We start from the raw sequence: 19092 nt of genomic DNA on the forward strand, positions 1-19092 counted from the left end.
GATAAGCCAATCCGATTGCACGCCCCTTCTCATCAAGTTAATTTCTTCAAAATCTCCATCGTAAGAACCTTTGACGTCATGTCAACTTGCACAGGAATATTAAATATCACAGGGCTTCGTAACTGATCAGAGAGGATGCGCCCCGTAATCTCCGTTAGTGCTACAGGAGGATTTATCATAAAAATCCGAGGTGTTCGACGCATTTCCCCAGCCTGCAATTTCCCAACATTGAACTTTAAGGATATTTCATTTTCCGAGGACTTAATGGAGTGTTTCAAAACCTTATTACTCGCAAGCAATAATCTACTATCAAAACTACGATAAGAAGCTTCCTTGGTTGGCCTCTCCAATAACTCTTCGAGATTCTTGAACGTAAACAATGGGGCAACTGGAAAACTTATGAGAATCTGAATATCATCCGCAAAATGGTCTCCTTCATTACTAATCTCGAGTACAAACGGTACTTTTCCAGATATCTCCTGCACATATGAAGAAAACTCTCGATAATAATTAACATTCACCAACTGAGCTACTCTTCGATAAATCACGCCCCGACCATCCTGAATCGAGTAGTCATCATAGCGATTCTCTGGCAACAGTGTAAACTGCGTATATTCCACGACTAACTCACCCGAAACATTTGAATCGGGAGAAACAATCCTTACTATTATCTTCGGAGCATGAGCAACAACTTGCTCGACCTTTGCCTCTCCCATCTTTGCTATTTCAGATGGGTCAGCAATAGCTGTCGCCGAGCCACGACGGACGTATATCGTGTTGGGCGCCACTCTTCCGTATTGCTTCCTCACGAAAACTGGCCGATCCTGAACAGCAATAGAATACAGACCCAGCTTAACCCCATTATAAGTTAGCGACCTGTAAGAAAAATCCAGAGGGTGGTTTGTTTTACTATTCACGAATTCTTGGAGGCGTGAATCGTCTATATCCGTATCAAGTTCAACCAAATTCCCTGTATCATTCTCTACGCCAATCAATATATAAGCCATCTCTGAACGCCACGCATTCGAGAACGCTAAAATATCCTTTAGCAACTCTGACTTCTGCCCTTCATCAGCCCCTGAAAAAGGGTACTGTTTAACCTTATAGTCGAGTGTTGGACCCTCTCCTCGATACAGCAACTCTTGTATTAATGTATCGTCATCCATACTTCACCCACTATCCAACACCCAAAATCAATAGTGTACACAATACTTACCCGCCCTGGTTAAAGCTGCACCACCGAATGGCGTCAAATCGTACGATAGCGCACAGCAAGCTAAGGGCCATTTTTTCCAGCAGGTTTCTTAGATTTAATTTTTGATGCGCCATCACAGCTTGATTTAAGCCGTTCAGGCATCCCAGCTCGGGAGAGGTAAGCAGTCCACTCTATCGGCCCAGTTATCTCTGAGATTTTGTAAATCACCCGCTTGTGTTCCATGCTTTCTACGTGATTCCACATACGCGATAGTATTTCGTCAGCCTCTACGCATTCAGCAGCTTCAAGTTCTTCGGGAGATGATTTGGAGGCCCCGGTCTTGATCTTCCTACGTGGTCCGGTAGTTCTTACCCATTCTATGATGTCCTGACCGGCCTTTAGTAAGTCAGTCTGAGACCCGAACGGCGCGACCACCTTGGTAACGGTCATATACTCATTGGCAATCTCACACCAAAGACTTAAGACATCCTCCCCGGACGCATCGAGTCCCAATACATACTCACGCCGCTCTACTTGCTGGACGATTTTCCCGTCACTGAACTGGTGAGTAATGAAGGAGAAAGCGACACGTGAAACCCGATTACCGGGTGGAGTTTTTTTATCTTCCATAATGTCCCCTAAAAGTTAAGCGCGATAGGTTCAAAGAGCCCAATCAATAACCCTGCCAGCGTCTCAACGGGAACCCCTGAGCCGTAAACATCAAAGGTTATCGTACCGGTAGCGTGTCCCATTAGGGCCTGGGCATGTGTTGTAGGAACACCGTGTTCCTGCATGAGTGACGCCAGCGAGTGACGTAAGGAATGGAACACCAAACCCCGTTCGTAGGAGTCTCCCAGCGCCTCAGGGATGGCTGTCTGATTAGCCCATTCACCAGCGGGTCTGTAACCAATCTGGCCCAGTGCATCAGTCCCTGCAAGCCTGCATGACTCTACATATCGCAGGAATGCCGCAAGGTCAAAACCGTAGGCCCCGTCTGTCAGTGGTATCAAACGTTCGCTACGCTTGTTCTTGATCGTCTTCCCCTCTCCCACCTCATTGATGTGAATGGCCGTAATACCTGTGCCCAGTGTCTGCACGTCACCTACCGTCAACTGAGAGATTTCATTGAGGCGTCCGCCAGTGATTGCACCCAGACTTAGCAACCAGCGCTTCCAAGAGGTCTCAGGGAACGTGCTCGCGTAAGCAACGATCTTGCCCACCTGATCCTGTGAGAATGCCTTACGGGTCGACTCAAGCCCCTTAGTGAACTTCAGTTTCTTGTCGTATGACTTTTCGAGGTGACCATTCTCAACAGCCCAGTTCAGAACAGCAGAAAGCTTCATGAGCATCTGGTTGACCGTTGAAGGCTTACGAGTCTTCGCGAGAGTGTCCCGAAGACCCACAAGGTCTTCTCGTGTGTGTACCCGTAGATCCAGGGAGCCCAACAGCTCACTGAGAACCCCATGCGTAAACTTGGTGGTACTCAGCGTTGACGCTTTCTGTTCGCCTGAACGGTCCTTCAAGTACAGAGCTGAAAGGGACTTAAAGGTCAGTGCCTGTACAGATTGAGACGGAGACGAGCCGATTATAGGTTTGCGCTGGGAAGCACTACCTACGAGCCTCAGAGCCCCTACAGCGCCATGCCCCCTATCACTCACCCCAGTGTGTAAACCGCCCCAGTGCTGCGCCACATCATCGCCTGCAAGGACTTCCTCAGAGACCGACCGAAAGTGTTCTTTCAGCTCGTCCCATGTCGCGCCTGGGGTCTCCCGGTGGAACGCCCTAACGAGTTCCGCGAGAAAGTCTGAAGCGTCCATAGCTTCCCGGCGACTGCTGGTCTTGAGAGACACCGAAGCAAACTCTGTGGTGGCACCTGTCGTCCTGAGACGCATGTAGTAAATACCGTTGCGCCTGAAGTGGTAGGGCTTGGCGAGCCTCGTGGCTGGCCTCAAGGGACCTGTAGGGTTTGGCCCAGGACTTGTAACAGTAAGAGGTTCTGTAAGCTGACTCATAACGGTTTAACCCTTCAATCATTGGGAAAAACCTGTGTGCCTTGCAGTTCTGGATGTACTGCCGGGAGGATCTGCGGAAGTTGAAGCGGATTACGTTGTTGTGGGATTACATCAGGGAGGTGACAGAGCAGAATCACGGGTTGTTGATGGGGGAGACAAGGGAGATCAGGTTCGCGGATTAAAGGGCCATCAACGATGATTCGCTTTAATTTGCAGGACGTTTCCTAGAGAATCTCTGGCCTATTGTGGCTTAGGGTTCGAGTCATTAGCCTCCGTACTTCGCTGACATCAGCGAACGGGTTTAGCGACCCGAACCCGGACACAGCCTCCAACGGCAAGCGCTTCATGCTCTTCGTTGTCGTGTTATGGCGGCTGTGCGTGGGAGACCCTCGGGTCTGCCGGGTCCTGGGTCCGGTTCGCTAACCTGCGTACAGCTGCCACCCTTTCATGTATAGCGACATGAGTGGGTGGCTCCCTAAATTCCCAGGTATAGATCATGACTAAAATCGTCCCCGACCCACCGCTTTCCTCCATCACCACCCTCGGCGTCGTCACCTTCGGCGACTATGGTGAAAACGAAAAACCCCTGTTCCGCGTCAATTCCGGCATGCCGATCGAGGAAGCGTTGGAACACGCCTCCACCCTGCTGTTCTACTCCAAGAAACTCGCAATGGAAGCCGCCATGGATGTACGCGGCGAGCAATACGCATGGGCCGCGCATTACCTGTGTGAGATGGGCAAGGCCGTGGTCGATGACCTGACGCAAGCGCTGACGCCAAGCCATTAAACGAACACCGTTCGAATGTGGGAGGAGCCCTGCTCCTTCCCACATTTAAACTACGTTGGTCCCGACAATTTGCGGATACCGCGCCCGAACTTCGCGCAGGAACTCACCCGCACGGGTCTTGAGCCATTCAAACAGCCGCGCAATATCCGGCTCTGACTGCCGCCCATTTCGACAAATGATGTAGTAGGCCGCTGGGGACATCATTACGGGGCTTTTCAACGCAACCAATGCACCGTTTTCCAATTGGTCATACACCAACGCAGTCCTGCCCAGCGCAATCCCTGTGCCCTTTACCGCCAGACTGATCGCCAGACTCGAATCCGGAAATCGCGGCCCATGGTGATAAGGCGGCGTCGGCAGGCCCTGAAACGCAAACCAGCTTTCCCACCCCGGACACACCTGATCGTCCACCCTATGAATCAGCGGGTATTGGGCGACATCCTCTGGCGCAATATCCCCCTTCGGCCTTAGAAATTCCGGCGAGCAAACGGGGAACACCGCGTCACGCATCAGCAGTTCAACATGATGATCCGGGTAATCGCCATACCCCATCACCACCGCGACATCGTATTGATGCGCTTCCAGACTGGTGCTGTTGATGTCGGCGCTGGTCAACACCAGATCGAGGTTGAACGAGGCCTCAGTGTGAGCGCCATGCATCCTGGGGATCAGCCACGTCGAACAGAGGGAAGATGTGCAGGAGAGGTACAACGGTCGGGATTTTGCGGGGTTGAGTGAATGCAAGACCCCATCCAATGCCTTGAAAAATCCGTCGGTGACCGGCAACAAAGCCTGCCCCGCGGATGTCAGTTTGACGCCGCGCGAATGCCGCTCAAACAACTGCACGCCCCACCACTCCTCCAGTCCTGCAATTTGATGGCTGATGGCACTGGCGGTGAGGTTAAGCTCCGACGCCGCACGCGCAAAACTACCGGTTTGCGCAGCGCTGACGAAGGCTTGAAGCATCGGTGTGGGAGGCGGACGCTGGGCCATCAGGTGCTCACTTTGATAGAGATGATCCCGCAAACAATGATGAATGCCGACAGCATCCGTCGCCAGCCGAACCGTTCGTGAAAAAACAGCGCGGCAATAATGGCGCCGATAATAACACTGGTTTCCCGCAGCGCTGAGACCTTGGCCACCGCGTCCAATGACAACGCAATCAGCACTAATCCGTAAGACGCCAGGTAAAAAACACCGCCCAACAGGCCGACTCGCCAATGCCCACGTATCGCACGCATCAAGGCCAAACGCTCCCTGGAAAACGCCAGCACCGGGATCGGAATACTCTGGAATACCGTCAGGTAGATGATGTATTGCAACACCGTTTCACTGGCTCTCACGCCTTTGGCGTCCACCACCGTGTAAGCCGCGATAAACGCCCCGGCACACACCGCCATCAGGATCGGCTTGAACATCTGCGCTGTCATCCTGCGCACGAAGGTCAGGCTGATAATGCCCACACAAATCAGCATCACACCCGCCAGCGCCTGGGGTGACAACTGCTCATGCAACAGAAAGTAGGAAAACAACGCGACCAGTACCGGCGGTATCCCACGCATCACCGGGTACACCTGCCCGAAATCTCCCGTTTCGTAGGCTTTGATCAGAAATAGCCGATAGACCGTATTAAGCCCCACGGAGACGAGAATGTAGCCCCACACCTCCAGGCTCGGCACGCTGACAAACGGCATCGCCAACAGGCATATCACCAGCGCGGTGCCATCCACCATGGCCAAGGTCATGAAGCGACTGCTGCCGGCGCGGACTACCGCATTCCAGGTGGCGTGCATGAAAGCAGAGATCAAGACCAGCAAGATCGCAATATCAGAGTTGTCCATGGGGCTCGACTTGTGGCGGATAGTGGAGGATGTACGCTATAGCTCTCGGGTCATCATTGTTTGCGTAACCACACCCGTAGCATGTAGCGGTTTAGATCGCTCAAAGACTCAGCATCATCTATCACACAACGTGGCGCATGCCTGTCAATGAAGTGCGTACGAGTATGAAGAAACTTATTATCGGCCGAAATAAGTACCTGCCCTGGTTCCAGCAACACTCGCTGCTGAACGGATGACTGATCGAGAACAGTGTCCAGAAAGTCCAGCGCTTGGCATTGAGCCAGCGTTAACGGAACTCCCGCCTTGATGTGGGCGGATTCAATGTAGACCCGAAAGTATCTGATCAGCGGAATGCCTTCATTGGAAAAACTCAGAATGGGCGCCTTGAAAAGCTGCTCTTCATCTGACATACCGCGGTTTTCAAAAAAGAAGTTGCATTTAAGCTCTTCCAATATTTCTGGAAACGCCATCAGCTCCGCGTATACCGCGCTTGCATCAATCAGGATGCTCTCGCCGCCCAAAAGCGCTTGCTGTCCGCAAGCCAGGATCAAGTAATCGATAGGTAGCGGATCGCTCACTCCATCGTTGTGTACGTAAGCACCTTGGCGGGTTTGATGGTATCTCGCACCCTCCTCAATACGCTGACCACCTCGGTCAAAAACCTCAATCACCTTGTGACCAAGATGGTTCTGTACCATGGGTACACCGAGTAGAGAAGCAAATGTCCATATCAGTGATTTGAACGTCTCAAGTTTTTCGACCTTAAAACCATCAAGAATCAAGACATGGCATTCATGGTCGATCATGGTTCGGATTCTATCTAGCTCCTTACTCAAGACGGATGATTGTAGAGAATTGATGTAGGCAGCCTTGCTATCGAATCGAGCCCCCTGACTTTCAGATGCTAGCAACTCTCTTGCGCTCAAAAGTTCATCAAAGGCAAACTTTGAAAGTCTAACGTTGGAAACTGCTTGCCGGAAATCACTGACATTTATGTTCATCGCAATCCTTTACGGTGGTTAGTTGGAGCGTTCATTTAACTAAGCCCACCATTTGCGAAAAAGCGAAACCTCGTCAGCCTAGCCATCAAAATTCGTCATTGCAGAAATTTCCTACGGAGAAGTTACTTAGCAAACGCTGTTTCAAGCACACCGCCCCTCCCACATTTTGATTGGGTTTCACATTGTGATTGGTGGGACGGCCTCAGTCCGCAATCACCACAATCGACACCCGCCGATTCTCCGTGCGCCCCGCCACCGTGGTGTTCGGTGCCACCGGCTCGCTGCTGCCCAACCCGCGCAGCTGGATGTTTTCTTCCTTCATACCCACGCCGGTCAGCACCGTCGCCACGCTTTTTGCGCGGCGCAGGGACAGTTGCTGGTTGTAGGTTTCCTTGCCCGACGCATCGGTGTGGCCGTCGACACGCACGCGTTCGATGCCCACGCCCAGCAGGGCTTTGCCGATGCGTTGGACGATGTCGGTGCTGGGTTGGTTGAGCGTCTCGACGTCGCTGCCAAACAGCACTTTGCCAGACAGGCCGAATGCCCAACCTTCGTCCGTCAGTTCGAAGCCTTGCTGCTTGAGGACGGCCACTTGCGCCGGGGTCAGGCCTTTGGGGGGCGGCGTCTGGCAGCCGCCGAGGGCAAGCAGTGACACCAGCAAGGTGATAAACATGAAGCGCGCGGTTGTGAACAAGGGGTCAACTCCTGTGTTGAACGTTGACGACGGGGTTCTCCGACTCCGCCGTTTGCTGGCCGCCCGAAGACAAACGTTTGGCCTGGTACATCGCCGCATCGGCGGCATTGAGCAAGGTGCCAGGCGTGGCGCCATGATCGGGGTAGAGGGCGATGCCGATACTGAGGGAGGTCAATACCTGCGTGTTGCCCGGCACGGGGATGGGCAGGTCCATGCTGGCGATGATCTTGTCGGCAATTCGCTCGGCATCTTCTGCCTTGTGCAATGGCGCCAGCAGGATGGCGAACTCATCGCCGCCCAGGCGCGCCACCAGGTCGTCTTCACGCAATTGCGCACGCACGCGCTCGGCGACGGCGACGAGGACGGCGTCGCCGGCGGCGTGCCCAAAGCTGTCGTTGATCTCTTTGAAACGGTCGCTGTCGAGGTACAACACCGCGACCTTCTCCTTGGCCTTGGCCGCACTGCGCAGGGCGCGGATCAAACGGCCTTCGAAGAACGCACGATTGGGCAGGCCGGTGAGGCTGTCGTGGTTGGCCTGGTGGGCAAGGGATTCGTTCTCGCTTTGCAGGTGGCTCTGCCAGGCTTCCATTTCGCCAAGCAAGGCGTTGAAGTCACTGCCCAGGCTGTCGAGTTCGGCGATTTTTGCCGGGGGTACGCGGCGGTCGAAGTCGCGCTCGCTACGGGCGGCGTGGGCCACGGCGGCGAGGCTTTGCAGTGGGCCGGTGATGCCGCGCAGCAGGCGTCGCGCCAAGTGCAAGGCGATCCACGCGCTGAGCGCGGTGCAGATGAGGATCCCGGCCAGGCCGCTGAGCAGGAAGCGCAAGAGGCTACCGCCGTGACCGGTGAGGTGAGTGCTGCCGATGACTCGCCCTTGGTGGAGGATCGACTGGCTGATGGGTTGTTCGAGCAGGGTGTGCGCCAGTTCCAGTTCAACTCGCGAGAGCATGCCGGTATCCGGACGTATCCACTGCGCCAGCAACTTGCCATTGGCGTCGAAGACTTCGGCCTGGGCCACTTCTTCGGTGGAAGCGATCAGGCTGAGCGCTTCGGTGGCTGCCGCGCTGTCGTTGAACACCACCGCCGCTTCGACGGTGTAGTTGATGGAGCGCGCGATCAAGTGCAGGTTGTGCTCGGCGTAGACTCGCAGCGCCAGTACGCCAAGCAGGGTCAGTGAGACGCTCGCCAGCGTCACCGCCACCAACGCCAGGATCAAGTGCCCCCGGCCTATGACGGAACGCAGGGTCGGCCGCGCTTTGACGGCTGTCATGATGCTGGCGCTCGGCGACGGGACAACTGCAGCACGCTTGGGTGAATGCGCACGCCGCTGCGGGCGACGGAGTCGAGGTTGACCTCGAAGGACACTTGCTCATCACTCACCCGCAGGCAGAACAGGCTGCCCACGGTGCACTGGTCGCCGCCTTCGCTGATGCTGAGCACCGGGTAACCGATCAAGGAGGTGAACAACTGGCTACGCTCATCGACACTGAGCTTGCCGATGTACACCGCATCGCACGCGTTGACGATATCGGGATGGTTGGCCAGCAGGCGCTGCACCACCACCGGACGACCGGTGGCCTGGGTGGTGCCTTTGATCAGGTCGTCGGTGTATTGGGTGGGGCCGACGATGCACAGGCGCAATTGCGCAGGTTCGACCGGCCAACGTGCATAACTGAGGATACCGAGTACCACTTGGGTGACCGACTGGGCGCGCTGGGCGGCGAGGCCTGCGGGGTCGGGCGCCTGGGCGAAGGTGTGTGGCGCGAGCACACACAGCATCGCCACCAGCAGCAGGCGTCTCCAGCTCAAACTGCGCTCTGTGGGCGAGACAGCCACGTTCATGCAGCGATTCTCTCAGGTGTTTTTTAGATGATGCCGCAACGATAGCACAGCGGCGCAAAACCCCGCGAAGAGTAGGTCTTCGCGGGGGCCGCTATTTTTCCAGAAAAATCAGTCGACTGAATCAGAAAAATGGCATGACCTGTCAGTCAGTTTTTTCCGGTTCGTGGCCCAATTCCAGCATCAGCCCACTCAAGCGCTTGACCTTGCGCCTGACCGCCTCTTCAAACACGCCGCCTCGGGGCTCGATCAGGCTGAACCAGCGCTTGGCCCGGGTAATGCCGGTATAGATCAATTCTTTGGTCAGAACCGGGTTCAACGCATCCGGCAGGATCAATGCGGTGTGGGTGAACTCGGAGCCCTGGGATTTGTGCACGGTCATGGCGTAAACGGTTTCCACATCGTTCAGACGGCTAGGCAGCACGAATCGCACACCGCCCTGGCCGTCGTTGCGTGGGAAGGCAACGCGCAACACCTGGGGGCCGCCGTCGCTTTCGGGCAATTTCAGCGCGATGCCGATATCGCCGTTCATCAGGCCTAGGCCGTAGTCGTTGCGGGTCATGAGTACCGGGCGGCCTTCGTACCACTGCTCGTCGCCTTCGATCAAACGCACCTTGCGCAGGGCGGCGGTGATGCGCAGGTTCAGGCCTTCCACACCCCAGGGGCCTTTGCGGACCGCGCAGAGCAGTTGGAACGCATCAAAGGCGTGCAGCAGTTGTTGCGCCCAGTGGGTCCAGGCGTCGCTTTCCCGCGGGGTATCAAGTGACGGGCGGGCGCTTTGCAGCAGGTTGAGGTAATAGCGATAACCGTGGGCACCATCACCCTGCCCGTCCAGCACCAGGCGCTCCAGCGCATGATCGTGCTCGCCTTGGAGGCTGATGCAGAACAGATCACTGTGACTGCGCGCCGCCAGCAGCTTGCGCGCCTCTTCGGCATTTTGCTGGTTGACCCAACGCGCCAGTTGGCCGATGCCACTGCCCTCGCCGAAACGCCGCGAGTAACGCAGCATCACCACTTGTTGGGCTAAAGGATGACTGCCGTCGAGGTCTTCCTGCAGACCACTGGCGCTGAGGTCTTCGCCACTGACAGCTTGCAGCCATTGGCGGGTCTCGGCGCCGTAGAAGCCGGCTTCGGCATCGCGGCACAAGTCACCGAGGACGGCGCCCGCCTCTACCGACGCGAGTTGGTCCTTGTCGCCCAGCAGCACCAGGCGTGCATGGGGCGGCAAGGCGTCGAGCAGGTTTGCCATCATTTCCAGGTCGATCATCGAGGCTTCGTCCACCACCAGCACATCCAAAGGCAGCGGATTACCGATGTGGTGGCGGAAGTGCCGCGTGCCCGGGCGGCTGCCCAACAGACGATGGACGGTGGTGACCTGGGTCGGGATTTTTTCCTTCACACTGTCCGGCACTTTCAGCGACAGCACTTGCTGGCTGATGGACTCGGTGAGGCGTGCGGCGGCCTTACCGGTAGGCGCGGCCAGGCGAATGCGCAACGGGCTGCCGGCCTCAACGGCCGGCGCCTGCAGCAACGCGAGCAGGCGCACCACGGTGGTGGTCTTGCCGGTGCCGGGGCCACCGGTGACGATGCTGAATGCACCGCGAGTGGCCAGGGCGCAGGCGAGTTTTTGCCAGTCGATCACGCCGTCCGGCGGCGCCTGGTCGAACAAACTGTTCAGGCGCTGCGGCAAATCGGCGGCGACGTTTTCCTGGGTGGCGAGGCGTAGACGCAAGGCGGTATCGATGCGCCGCTCGTAGGTCCAGTAGCGGCGCAGGTACAGGCGTTTGCCGGACAGGACCAACGGGCGGCTTTGGGCGGACTCGCTGCCATCGACGGCCAGCGCGACCAGGTGGCTGGCAGCCAGCGCGTGGCACCAGTGCACGCCGTCGAGGCCGTCAAGCAACTGCGACGGCAGCAGCATGGCGCCGGTTTGCAAGTCGCCTTCAGGCGGCAACGACAGGGCGAAGTCCGGCGCCTTGAGGGTCTCGAACAGGTCGAGGCAGACGTGACCATGACCCAATTGATGGCTGGTCAGCGCGGCGGCCAGCAGCACCAGCGGGTCAGCCTGTGGGTCAAGTTCGTGCAGGAAGCCGACGAAGGCTTTGTCCAGGGCACGCAACCAGCCGCGATCCACCCAACGCTCCAGCAATTGCACCAGGTCGGCGGCGTGGCAGAGGGGCGTCAGCGCCTCCAGCGGTAACGGCGACAGGCTCATAACAGCACTCCTTGTTCCCAGGCGGGCTCAACCTTGGGCGGGATAGGCTTGCCCTGGAACAGCAGGTCCAGGCTTTCGATCAGTTCCCGCGCCGGTCGAGTGAAATACGCACCTTGGCTCGCCGACTGCGTGCCACGCAGGAAAATGTACAGCGCACCACCGACATGGCGGTCGTAGTCGTAGTCCGGCAGGCGCGCCTTGAGTTGGCGGTGCAGGGCCAGCAGGTAAAGTACGTATTGCAGGTCGTACCGATGCTCAAGGATCGACTGTTCCATGGCGTCCGGTGTGTAGGCGGAATCGTCGGGGCCGAGCCAATTGGATTTGTAATCGGCCACGTAATAGCGGCCGCCGTATTCGAAGGTCAAATCGATAAAGCCCTTGAACATACCGTTGAGCAACACCGGTTCGGCGGCAACGCGGGAGACGCCGTTGTGGGTGTATTGGCATACAAGCTTGTCGAGGGCGAGTACGTCGACTTTGTGGCTGGCGAACCAGAACTCCATCTCGATCTGGTACTGCTGCAACCCGCTGAGGGAAACGTGACCGTTTTCCACCGGCAATGGCGTTTGCAGCAGGTGGCCGAGCCAACTGCTCAGGGTGATGATCCAGCCTTCCCAGTTGCGCCGATTGCAGCGGGCGCCCACGGACTTTTCGATGGCCTCGGGTGTGACGTTGAAGCCCTCCTCCCCGGCCCACTCCAGCAGACCGTGGAGGAAGGTCCCGGGGTTGGGACCGCGTGGGAAACGGTGAATGTCGCCGCCAGATGCCGCCACTTCGCGGGGTGCGTCGGGGTCGAGGCGTTCGTCATCGAACAGCTTCTGGGCCTGCGGGTTCTCCGGCGCTTCGAGCGTGACAGCGCTCATGCTGTCGCCGATGCGCAAGGCGCTGTAAGAGGCAATCCACCAGTTTTCCGCCGCCTTGCGCTTGGGCAGCAGGGGCGCACGCAGCGTGGCTTGGTTGCGCGGTGGGTGGAAGACGATGTCTTGCGCTTCGGGTACTTGGGCGTAGTTGATTGCCGTGCAACCCTCTTGAAGGTCCAAGAGCCAGCGCGCCAAACCGGCGGACTCTCCCAGCGATGCTCCTGCGCCAAGCAAATAGCCCAGTGCCGAAAGGTGCAGTACGGAGCTATTGCTATTGCCGCGCTTGAGGTCGGCGATGCCCAGCCAACACGCATGTTTAGCGCGGGTCAGGGCGACGTAGAACAGACGCAGGTCTTCGGCGAGGCGCTCGTTGTCGGCCTTGGCGATCAACTCGGGCGTTGGGCGTAGGCTGACCTGGGATTTGCCGTGTTCATCGTGGTAGTGAAGGGGTAAGCGGCTGCCATCCACGGGTTTGGCTGAGCAAATGAATGGCAGGAAAACCAGATCGTATTCCAGGCCCTTGGACTTGTGGATAGTCACCACTTTGACCAGTTGCTCATCACTTTCCAGGCGCAAGATCTGTTCCTCGCCTGCCTGGCCCGAGAGCGCCAGGTGTTCGGCCAAGTGGCGGATCAGCGCCTGTTCACCGTCCAGTTCCGATGCAGCCTGTTGCAGCAGTTCGCTGAGGTGCAGCAGGTTGGTCAGCACCCGCTCGCCATCACTGCGCGCGATCAGGGTTTGCGGCAGTTTGAAGTCGTGCAGCAGGCGCCGCAGCATCGGCAGCACGCCTTGGGTGCGCCAGATTGCGCGGTAGCCACGGAACTGCATGACGCGGCTTTCCCACGCGAGTTCGTCCTGGTTCAGACGCTCCAGTTCCGGCAAAGACAGGTTCAGGGTGACGCAGGCCAACGCGGCACGCAGCGGGCGCTCCACGTCCGGTTCGGCGCAGGCCTTGAGCCAGGCCAGCAGGTCGTGGGCTTCCTGGGCGGCGAAGACCGAATCTTTGTCGGACAGGTAAACACTGCGCACACCTCGGGCGGCCAGTTCGGCGCGCACCGCCTGGGCTTCCTTGCCGTCGCGCACCAGGATGGCAATGTTTGACGGCAGCACGCCTTTGAAGCTCGCGTCCGGTTGCAGGAAACCGGCAGTGCCTTGCTGCCCGCCGTTGAGCAATTCAACAATGTGCGTGGCGCAGGCCGCCGCCAGTTGCTGGCGATACAGCACGTTGGAAATCGGTTGATCGGTGGGCAAGTGCCAGAGGTTCAATGCCGGCAGCGTTTGCCCGTTGACCTGCAAGTGTTCCTTGCGGCCCTGGGACAGCACCGAATGGAACGGCACGGGGTTTTCGCCATCCGGCTCGCGGAACAGGAACGCACCCCGGCCCGTTTCCGCACGCTGGAACACATGGTTCACCGCCTCGACCATCGCATGGCTGGAGCGGAAGTTGGTACCCAGGGTGTGATGGCGACCGGTGGTGGACTGGCGGGCGCGCAGGTAGGTGTAGATGTCGGCGCCACGGAAGGCGTAGATCGCCTGCTTGGGGTCGCCGATCAGGAACAGGCCGCTGTCGAGGTAGTTTTCTTCGATGCGGTAGATGCTGTCGAAGATGCTGTATTGCACCGGGTCGGTGTCCTGGAATTCGTCGATCAGGGCCACCGGGAATTGCTCGCGGATCACACTCGCCAGGCGTTCGCCGCCGTCGGCTTGCAGGGCGGCGTTGAGGCGGATGAGCATGTCGTCGAAGCCCATTTCGGCGCGTCGACGCTTTTCCTCTTCGAAGCGTTTACCAACCCAACCCGCCGCGTGCTGCAGCACGGCGGCGTCTGGCGTCGGCAAGGCATCCAGGGCAGCCTTGAGGCCGGCCATCGCGTCGATACCGGGATGCCGCGGCGGCTCGCCCTTCCAGGCTTCGGCCATGCCGTCGGGTGTCAGGCGAGTGAAGCCGGTGCCGATATCGAGTTGTTCGAGGGTGTCGTCAGCAGCCCAGGCGCTGATCTTCTCGAACCAGGGTTCGAAGTAGCGGGCTTGCATCTTGCGACCATCGACGGCTTTGGCCGCCACGGCTTGCAGGCAGATATCACGTAGCTCGGCGGCCCATTGCTGCCACGGCGCCTTCAGTTGTACCAGCGCTTCACGGCGTTCTTGCAGGCAGGCGTTGATCAGCTCGGCGGGCTCGCGGGTCTCATCGGCGGGCCGTTCGCTGCCGAACAGCGCACGTACCCGTGGCATCAACGCGGCGGGCCCGCCCCAGTTGTTGCGCACCCAGTTGAGCGCATCGTCGTGCATCGGGTAGCAGAACAGCCGCCAGTAGTCGCGCAGCACCTCGCCGAGCAGGTCGCTGTGGTCGGTTTCCAGGGTCTGGGTAAACAGGCTGCCACTGTCGAAGGCGTGCTCGCGCAGCATGCGCTGGCACCAACTGTGGATGGTCGAAACGGCGGCTTCGTCCATCCATTGCGCAGCGATGTCCAGGCGGTTGGCGCAGGCGGGCCATTGTTCGAGCGGATATTCGTCGCGTAGATCGGCGATCAGAGCGTCGGGCTGTTCAATTTCTTCGCGGAAGAAGCGGGCTGCTTCAGCCAGGCGGATGCGGATGCGTTCGCGCAGTTCTTTGGTGGCAGCATCGGTGAAGGTCACTACCAGGATTTGCGGCGGCAACAGTTCGCGGTCAAAGCCTGATTCATCGCCACCGTGGCCGAGGACCAGGCGCAGGTAGAGGGCGGAGATGGTAAAGGTCTTGCCGGTGCCGGCGCTGGCTTCAATCAGCTGGCTGCCTTTGAGCGGGAAGGCCAGGGCCAAGGGTTTGCTGTTCATGCGCCGGCCTCCTCGCCTGCGAGTGATCGCCAAGGGGCATTGAGCAGCGGGCGATACAGGGTTTCGCACCACCCTTCGAACTCTTCGCTGGCAATGAGTGTGGCGTAGTCCGGGAATTGCCGGGTGAGTGCTGGGGTTTCGCGGCGCTCGCCTTCGTTATTGAGCCCGTCACCTTCATAGGCTTTACTCGCAGCCGCTTCGGCCTTGGCCGGATCGGTTTGGCCGAGCCACGCAAACGCGGTTTTGACGGCAAGGGGCAGCGGTTTGCTCATCCCTGTATGCCAGGCCAGCAGCAGGTTGCCGAGGATTTCCTGGGCATTGGCTCGATCCAGCGGTGGCAGCAGCAAGGTGTCGTCGCTGGCCACCAAGCCGGTGCTTAGCGGCAGGCCGCAGGCGCAGGCCACTACGTGATTGACCCAGGGCCGAATCAGTCGATGCCACTTGCGGGTCTTGATCGAATCGATGCTGTTGGGGATGGTGGTGACGCTCAGCAACCCGCCATCACTGCGTCGATGCAGCCCGCTGATCCAGCCTTCCAACTGAATCCCATGATGCTCAAAACTGATCGGTTCGGCACCGGGGTGCGGGGTGGGCCAGAGGGCCAGTAATTGCTGGTAGCGTTGCAGCAGGCCAGGCAAGGGTTCGATCAGTTCGTTGCGCAGGCACTCGCCGAAACCGACCATGGGCAGCAGGCCGCTGCCTTGTAGGCGCAGGGCTTGAGCGTTCAGGGCCTGGTCGAGGTGATCGGGCTGGGTGAGTGCGGCACTGAGCAGGCTATCACTCAGGCTGTAGCGTTGCAGTGCGTCGAGCACAAAGGGTTCTTCATCGGCCAACGGCACTTCGGCGGCCTCAAAGTACACTTTCAGACGTTGGCTGAAGAAGTGTTTGACGGGGTTGCGCAGGAAGTCTTGTAGCTGGCCGAGGCTCAGGGGCTCGTCTTGTTGATGGGGCGCCAGGTCGTCGTGTTCTGTCAGGGTGGTATCGGATGCTTCGTGGAGCAACTGCCATTCGCGCGCGTAGCTGAACAGCGCATCGCCCTCATGGAAGTAGCGAGCGCTGAATGGTTGCAGTGGGTGCTCTTGGGTCATGGCATCGATCAGCGGCTCGTCACTGTCAGTGGAGTGCCAGCCACTGGCCAGATGGTCACGCAGTTGGCCGATCAACACCGAGGCTGGGCGATCACTGTTGTCGCGAATGCTACGGCCAACCCAGCTGATATAGAGCTGGTCACGGGCTGAAAGCAGCGCTTCGAGCAGCAGGTAGCGGTCGTCTTCGCGGCGTGAACGATCGCCGGGGCGGTAGTCACTGCCCATCAGGTCGAAGTCCAGCGGGGGTTGCGCGCGCGGGTAATCGCCGTCGTTCATACCGAGCAGGCACACCAGCTTGAAGGGAATTGCACGCATGGGCATCAGTGTGCAGAAATTGACAGCCCCGGCGAGGAAGCGTTGGGACAGGCGCCCTTGATCCAAACCCGCCAACCAGGCTTCACGGACTACGGTCAGGGGTAAGTCGTCGTACAGGCCAACGGACTCGCAGGTTTCCAGCCAGGTTTCTCTGAGTTGTTCGAGTTGGCCCAACAGATAGTCGTCGTGTTCGCTACTCGGCAGGAAAAACAGTTGCATCAAGCGTTGCAGGCGTTCACCCCACTCCTTGGCGGGAGCGGGTTGCGACAGGGCTTGGTGCGCATCGTTGAGTGCGTCGAGCAAGGCGACCAACGGGCCGATCAGGACAGCGTCGAGTCCACCGATTTCGTCGTAAGGCTCGATACCGTCGCACGCTGCGCCGGTGCCTACAGCGTAACCGAGTAACATGCGGCGCAAGCCGAAACGCCAACTGTTTTGTTCCAGCTCCGTTGGCAGGCCGAGGCCGGCACGTTGCTCGGCGTTGAGCCCCCAGCGGATGCCGGCGCCTTCGATCCAGCGGTGCAACGTGGGCAGGTCGCGCTCCTTGATGGCGAAGCGTTCGCGCAGGGCTGGAACGTCGAGCAGGTCGAGGATTTCGCTGACGGGGAAGCGGCTGTCGGGGAGTTTCAGCAGGTGTTCGACGGCAATCAGCAAAGGGTCGCGGCCACGTTGGCCTTGGTCGGTCAGGGTGAAGGGGATAAAGCGTGGGTCGCTTCGCTCCAACTGGCCGAACACGGCGCGAATATGTGGGGCGTAACTGTCGACGTCCGGGACCATGACGATGATGTCCCGAGGGCGCAATGTGGGATCGGCGCTGAAGCGTTGGAGCAGTTGATCGTGGAGGATTTCCACTTCGCGTTGGGCGCTGTGGGCGATGTGGAAGCGGATGGAGGTGTCTTGTTGCAGATCGACGCCTTCGTCCCAGCGCGTACGGGTTTCGTTCAGCGGTCGAAGTTCGAGGATATCGTCCTGGAGTTGGTTGAGCAGCGTGGTGGGTTCGCTGTCGCTGAACAGGTCGATACGGCCATCGCGGAACGCGGCGCGGTAGCTATTGGGGTCGTCGTAGCTGTCCAACAGGCTGATGTAGTCGCGCCCTTGTTTGCCCCACGCGGCCAGGAGCGGATGGGCGTGCTGGTGCAGGGCTTGCGGGTCGATGGCGACCGGCATGCCGGTCTTGCGCGCCTGGCGCTTGTATTCGTTACGCAGCAGGTCTTTGTCGGCAACGATGTCGGACCAATGGTGACGGCATGGGTTGTGCACGCAGAGCAGGACTTGGCTGAATCGCGCGAGCCCGGCGAGAGCTTCAAGCGCCTGTGCTGGCAACGAGGAGATGCCGAAAACGATGACTCGGGATGGAAGACCTGCGGGCGCTTTTTCCAGTGTATTGATGCGCTCGATAAAGCGTTGGTGAACACCGGCGCGGCTTTCGGCCATGCCTTCTTCACCTACATCCAGCAGCAATGCGCGCCATAGTTCGGCTTGCCAGCAGTTGGCCGGATTGAGGGGTCTGGATTCGCCTCGACCGTTGCGCAGTTGGTGGCGGCCGGCGGCCCAGTCTTCAAGCCAGTCCGCACGATAGACCTGATATTGGTCGAACAGGTCAGCCAGGCGCTCGGCGAGTTGATAGCGTTTGCGCAGATCGGTGTCGTGGGTGAGGAAGCGCTGCAGCGGTTCGAAGTGCGGTTGATCGATAAGCTCCGGGAGCAGGCGCATCAGGCGCCAAGTCAGTGGGGCTTTATCGAGCAGGGACTTGGGCGGAATTTCGTCACGGCCCAGAACCATACGGTAGAGCTGCCACATGAAGCTGCCGGGGAGCTGCACATCGATTGCCGCGGCGATGCCGCAACCACCCATGTCGTCGTCTTCCGGATCTTCTGCCAAAGCCAACTTGAGCCACTGGGCGATGCCGTTGCTTTGTACCAGGGCGATTTCGTTTTCCAGCGGGGTAAGCGGGTAGCGGCGCATCCAGCTGACCACCAGGCTGCGCAGTTCGTCCAGGCGGTTGCCGTGAACCACCATGAATCCAGCACTGAGGGACGTCGCATCCGGCATAACGGCTTCCTTGGAAAAAGCAAAATCGAGGGTGGGACTTTAGCACTGTGGGCCGGTATTGGCGGATTTGGGATGTTAGCTGTCTTTTCGACCGCCCAAAACAAAACCCCTGACTGCGTTAGCAATCAGGGGTTCTGGAATTTAATCTTGACGATGACCTACTCTCACATGGGGAAACCCCACACTACCATCGGCGATGCATCGTTTCACTACTGAGTTCGGGATGGGATCAGGTGGTTCCAATGCTCTATGGTCGTCAAGAAATTCGGGTACCGAGTCGTGGCTTATGCCTCGCTTCAGCAAATTGGGTATGTGACAGCTTTCGGTGTTTTGTGAGCGTCGAACTTTCGGTTCATTTCGTCTTCACACACCGCAATCTGATGCT

Annotated in this window: 13 protein-coding genes, 1 rRNA gene and 1 pseudogene; 2 read left to right on the forward strand and 13 right to left on the reverse strand. The window is 58.5% G+C overall.

The annotated features are described in order from the left end of the window. Positions 1–32: 32 nt before the first annotated feature. The 3 genes from BLR69_RS16675 to BLR69_RS31185 form a co-directional block, all read right to left on the reverse strand. Positions 33–1166 carry an AlbA family DNA-binding domain-containing protein gene (locus BLR69_RS16675; RefSeq protein ID WP_071496339.1) on the reverse strand — a complete coding sequence of 378 codons (1134 nt, stop codon included), beginning with the start codon at positions 1164–1166 and terminating at the stop codon, positions 33–35. Positions 1167–1276: 110 nt separating this feature from the next. Beyond that, positions 1277–1825, reverse strand: a complete 549-nt coding sequence (locus BLR69_RS30775) for a hypothetical protein (RefSeq protein ID WP_134434980.1) — start codon at positions 1823–1825, stop codon at positions 1277–1279. Positions 1826–1833: 8 nt separating this feature from the next. Beyond that, positions 1834–2544, reverse strand: a complete 711-nt coding sequence (locus BLR69_RS31185) for a tyrosine-type recombinase/integrase (protein ID WP_232000924.1) — start codon at positions 2542–2544, stop codon at positions 1834–1836. A gap of 707 nt (positions 2545–3251) precedes the next feature. On the opposite strand from BLR69_RS31185, the pseudogene BLR69_RS30780 reads away from it, so the two are divergent. Beyond that, positions 3252–3389, forward strand: a pseudogene (locus BLR69_RS30780) (LysR family transcriptional regulator); the annotation flags it as partial. Between the two features lie 314 nt (positions 3390–3703). Continuing rightward, positions 3704–3994 carry a DUF3077 domain-containing protein gene (locus BLR69_RS16685; RefSeq protein ID WP_071496337.1) on the forward strand — a complete coding sequence of 97 codons (291 nt, stop codon included), beginning with the start codon at positions 3704–3706 and terminating at the stop codon, positions 3992–3994. Between the two features lie 45 nt (positions 3995–4039). Here BLR69_RS16685 and BLR69_RS16690 read toward each other — a convergent pair whose 3' ends face one another. The 10 genes from BLR69_RS16690 to rrf form a co-directional block, all read right to left on the reverse strand. Beyond that, positions 4040–4987 carry a LysR substrate-binding domain-containing protein gene (locus BLR69_RS16690; RefSeq protein WP_071496336.1) on the reverse strand — a complete coding sequence of 316 codons (948 nt, stop codon included), beginning with the start codon at positions 4985–4987 and terminating at the stop codon, positions 4040–4042. After that, positions 4987–5835 (reverse strand): EamA family transporter, encoded by an 849-nt coding sequence (locus tag BLR69_RS16695; RefSeq protein WP_071496335.1) that lies wholly within the window; start codon positions 5833–5835, stop codon positions 4987–4989. Before BLR69_RS16695 ends, BLR69_RS16690 begins: the two co-directional genes overlap by 1 nt. Positions 5836–5888: 53 nt before the next feature. Then, a complete protein-coding gene (locus BLR69_RS16700) occupies positions 5889–6836 on the reverse strand; it encodes a TauD/TfdA family dioxygenase (protein ID WP_071496334.1) in 948 nt (315 codons plus the stop codon). Positions 6837–7038: 202 nt separating this feature from the next. Further along, entirely contained in the window at positions 7039–7530 is a 492-nt protein-coding gene (locus BLR69_RS16705; RefSeq protein ID WP_071496333.1) for an OmpA family protein, read from the reverse strand. Positions 7531–7534: 4 nt separating this feature from the next. Next, positions 7535–8797 (reverse strand): diguanylate cyclase domain-containing protein, encoded by a 1263-nt coding sequence (locus BLR69_RS16710; protein ID WP_071496332.1) that lies wholly within the window; start codon positions 8795–8797, stop codon positions 7535–7537. Continuing rightward, positions 8794–9369, reverse strand: coding sequence for a YfiR family protein (locus BLR69_RS16715; protein ID WP_071496331.1), 576 nt, complete (start codon positions 9367–9369; stop codon positions 8794–8796). Before BLR69_RS16715 ends, BLR69_RS16710 begins: the two co-directional genes overlap by 4 nt. Positions 9370–9511: 142 nt before the next feature. Next, positions 9512–11581: an exodeoxyribonuclease V subunit alpha gene (recD, locus tag BLR69_RS16720; RefSeq protein WP_076955186.1), complete on the reverse strand. Its 2070-nt coding sequence runs from the start codon at positions 11579–11581 to the stop codon at positions 9512–9514. Continuing rightward, complete coding sequence (recB, locus tag BLR69_RS16725; protein WP_071496330.1) at positions 11578–15252, reverse strand: exodeoxyribonuclease V subunit beta; 3675 nt, start codon at positions 15250–15252, stop codon at positions 11578–11580. Before recB ends, recD begins: the two co-directional genes overlap by 4 nt. After that, positions 15249–18707: an exodeoxyribonuclease V subunit gamma gene (recC, locus tag BLR69_RS16730; protein WP_071496329.1), complete on the reverse strand. Its 3459-nt coding sequence runs from the start codon at positions 18705–18707 to the stop codon at positions 15249–15251. The genes recB and recC overlap by 4 nt, the downstream gene beginning before the upstream one ends. Before the next feature lie 145 nt (positions 18708–18852). Next, positions 18853–18968: ribosomal RNA gene (gene rrf, locus BLR69_RS16735) — 5S ribosomal RNA — on the reverse strand. Between the last annotated feature and the right edge of the window lie 124 nt (positions 18969–19092).

Source organism: Pseudomonas azotoformans, from assembly GCF_900103345.1.
GTDB classification, from domain to species: Bacteria; Pseudomonadota; Gammaproteobacteria; order Pseudomonadales; family Pseudomonadaceae; genus Aquipseudomonas; species Aquipseudomonas azotoformans.

What these genes read in the sequence shown, in the direction of transcription:
- BLR69_RS16675 (WP_071496339.1), bottom strand. Translation starts at nt 1,166, where the DNA reads ATGGATGACGATACATTAATACAAGAGTTGCTGTATCGAGGAGAGGGT.
- BLR69_RS30775 (WP_134434980.1), bottom strand. Translation starts at nt 1,825, where the DNA reads ATGGAAGATAAAAAAACTCCACCCGGTAATCGGGTTTCACGTGTCGCT.
- BLR69_RS31185 (WP_232000924.1), bottom strand. Translation starts at nt 2,544, where the DNA reads ATGCTCATGAAGCTTTCTGCTGTTCTGAACTGGGCTGTTGAGAATGGT.
- BLR69_RS16685 (WP_071496337.1), top strand. Translation starts at nt 3,704, where the DNA reads ATGACTAAAATCGTCCCCGACCCACCGCTTTCCTCCATCACCACCCTC.
- BLR69_RS16690 (WP_071496336.1), bottom strand. Translation starts at nt 4,987, where the DNA reads ATGGCCCAGCGTCCGCCTCCCACACCGATGCTTCAAGCCTTCGTCAGC.
- BLR69_RS16695 (WP_071496335.1), bottom strand. Translation starts at nt 5,835, where the DNA reads ATGGACAACTCTGATATTGCGATCTTGCTGGTCTTGATCTCTGCTTTC.
- BLR69_RS16700 (WP_071496334.1), bottom strand. Translation starts at nt 6,836, where the DNA reads ATGAACATAAATGTCAGTGATTTCCGGCAAGCAGTTTCCAACGTTAGA.
- BLR69_RS16710 (WP_071496332.1), bottom strand. Translation starts at nt 8,797, where the DNA reads ATGACAGCCGTCAAAGCGCGGCCGACCCTGCGTTCCGTCATAGGCCGG.
- BLR69_RS16715 (WP_071496331.1), bottom strand. Translation starts at nt 9,369, where the DNA reads ATGAACGTGGCTGTCTCGCCCACAGAGCGCAGTTTGAGCTGGAGACGC.
- recD (WP_076955186.1), bottom strand. Translation starts at nt 11,581, where the DNA reads ATGAGCCTGTCGCCGTTACCGCTGGAGGCGCTGACGCCCCTCTGCCAC.
- recB (WP_071496330.1), bottom strand. Translation starts at nt 15,252, where the DNA reads ATGAACAGCAAACCCTTGGCCCTGGCCTTCCCGCTCAAAGGCAGCCAG.
- recC (WP_071496329.1), bottom strand. Translation starts at nt 18,707, where the DNA reads ATGCCGGATGCGACGTCCCTCAGTGCTGGATTCATGGTGGTTCACGGC.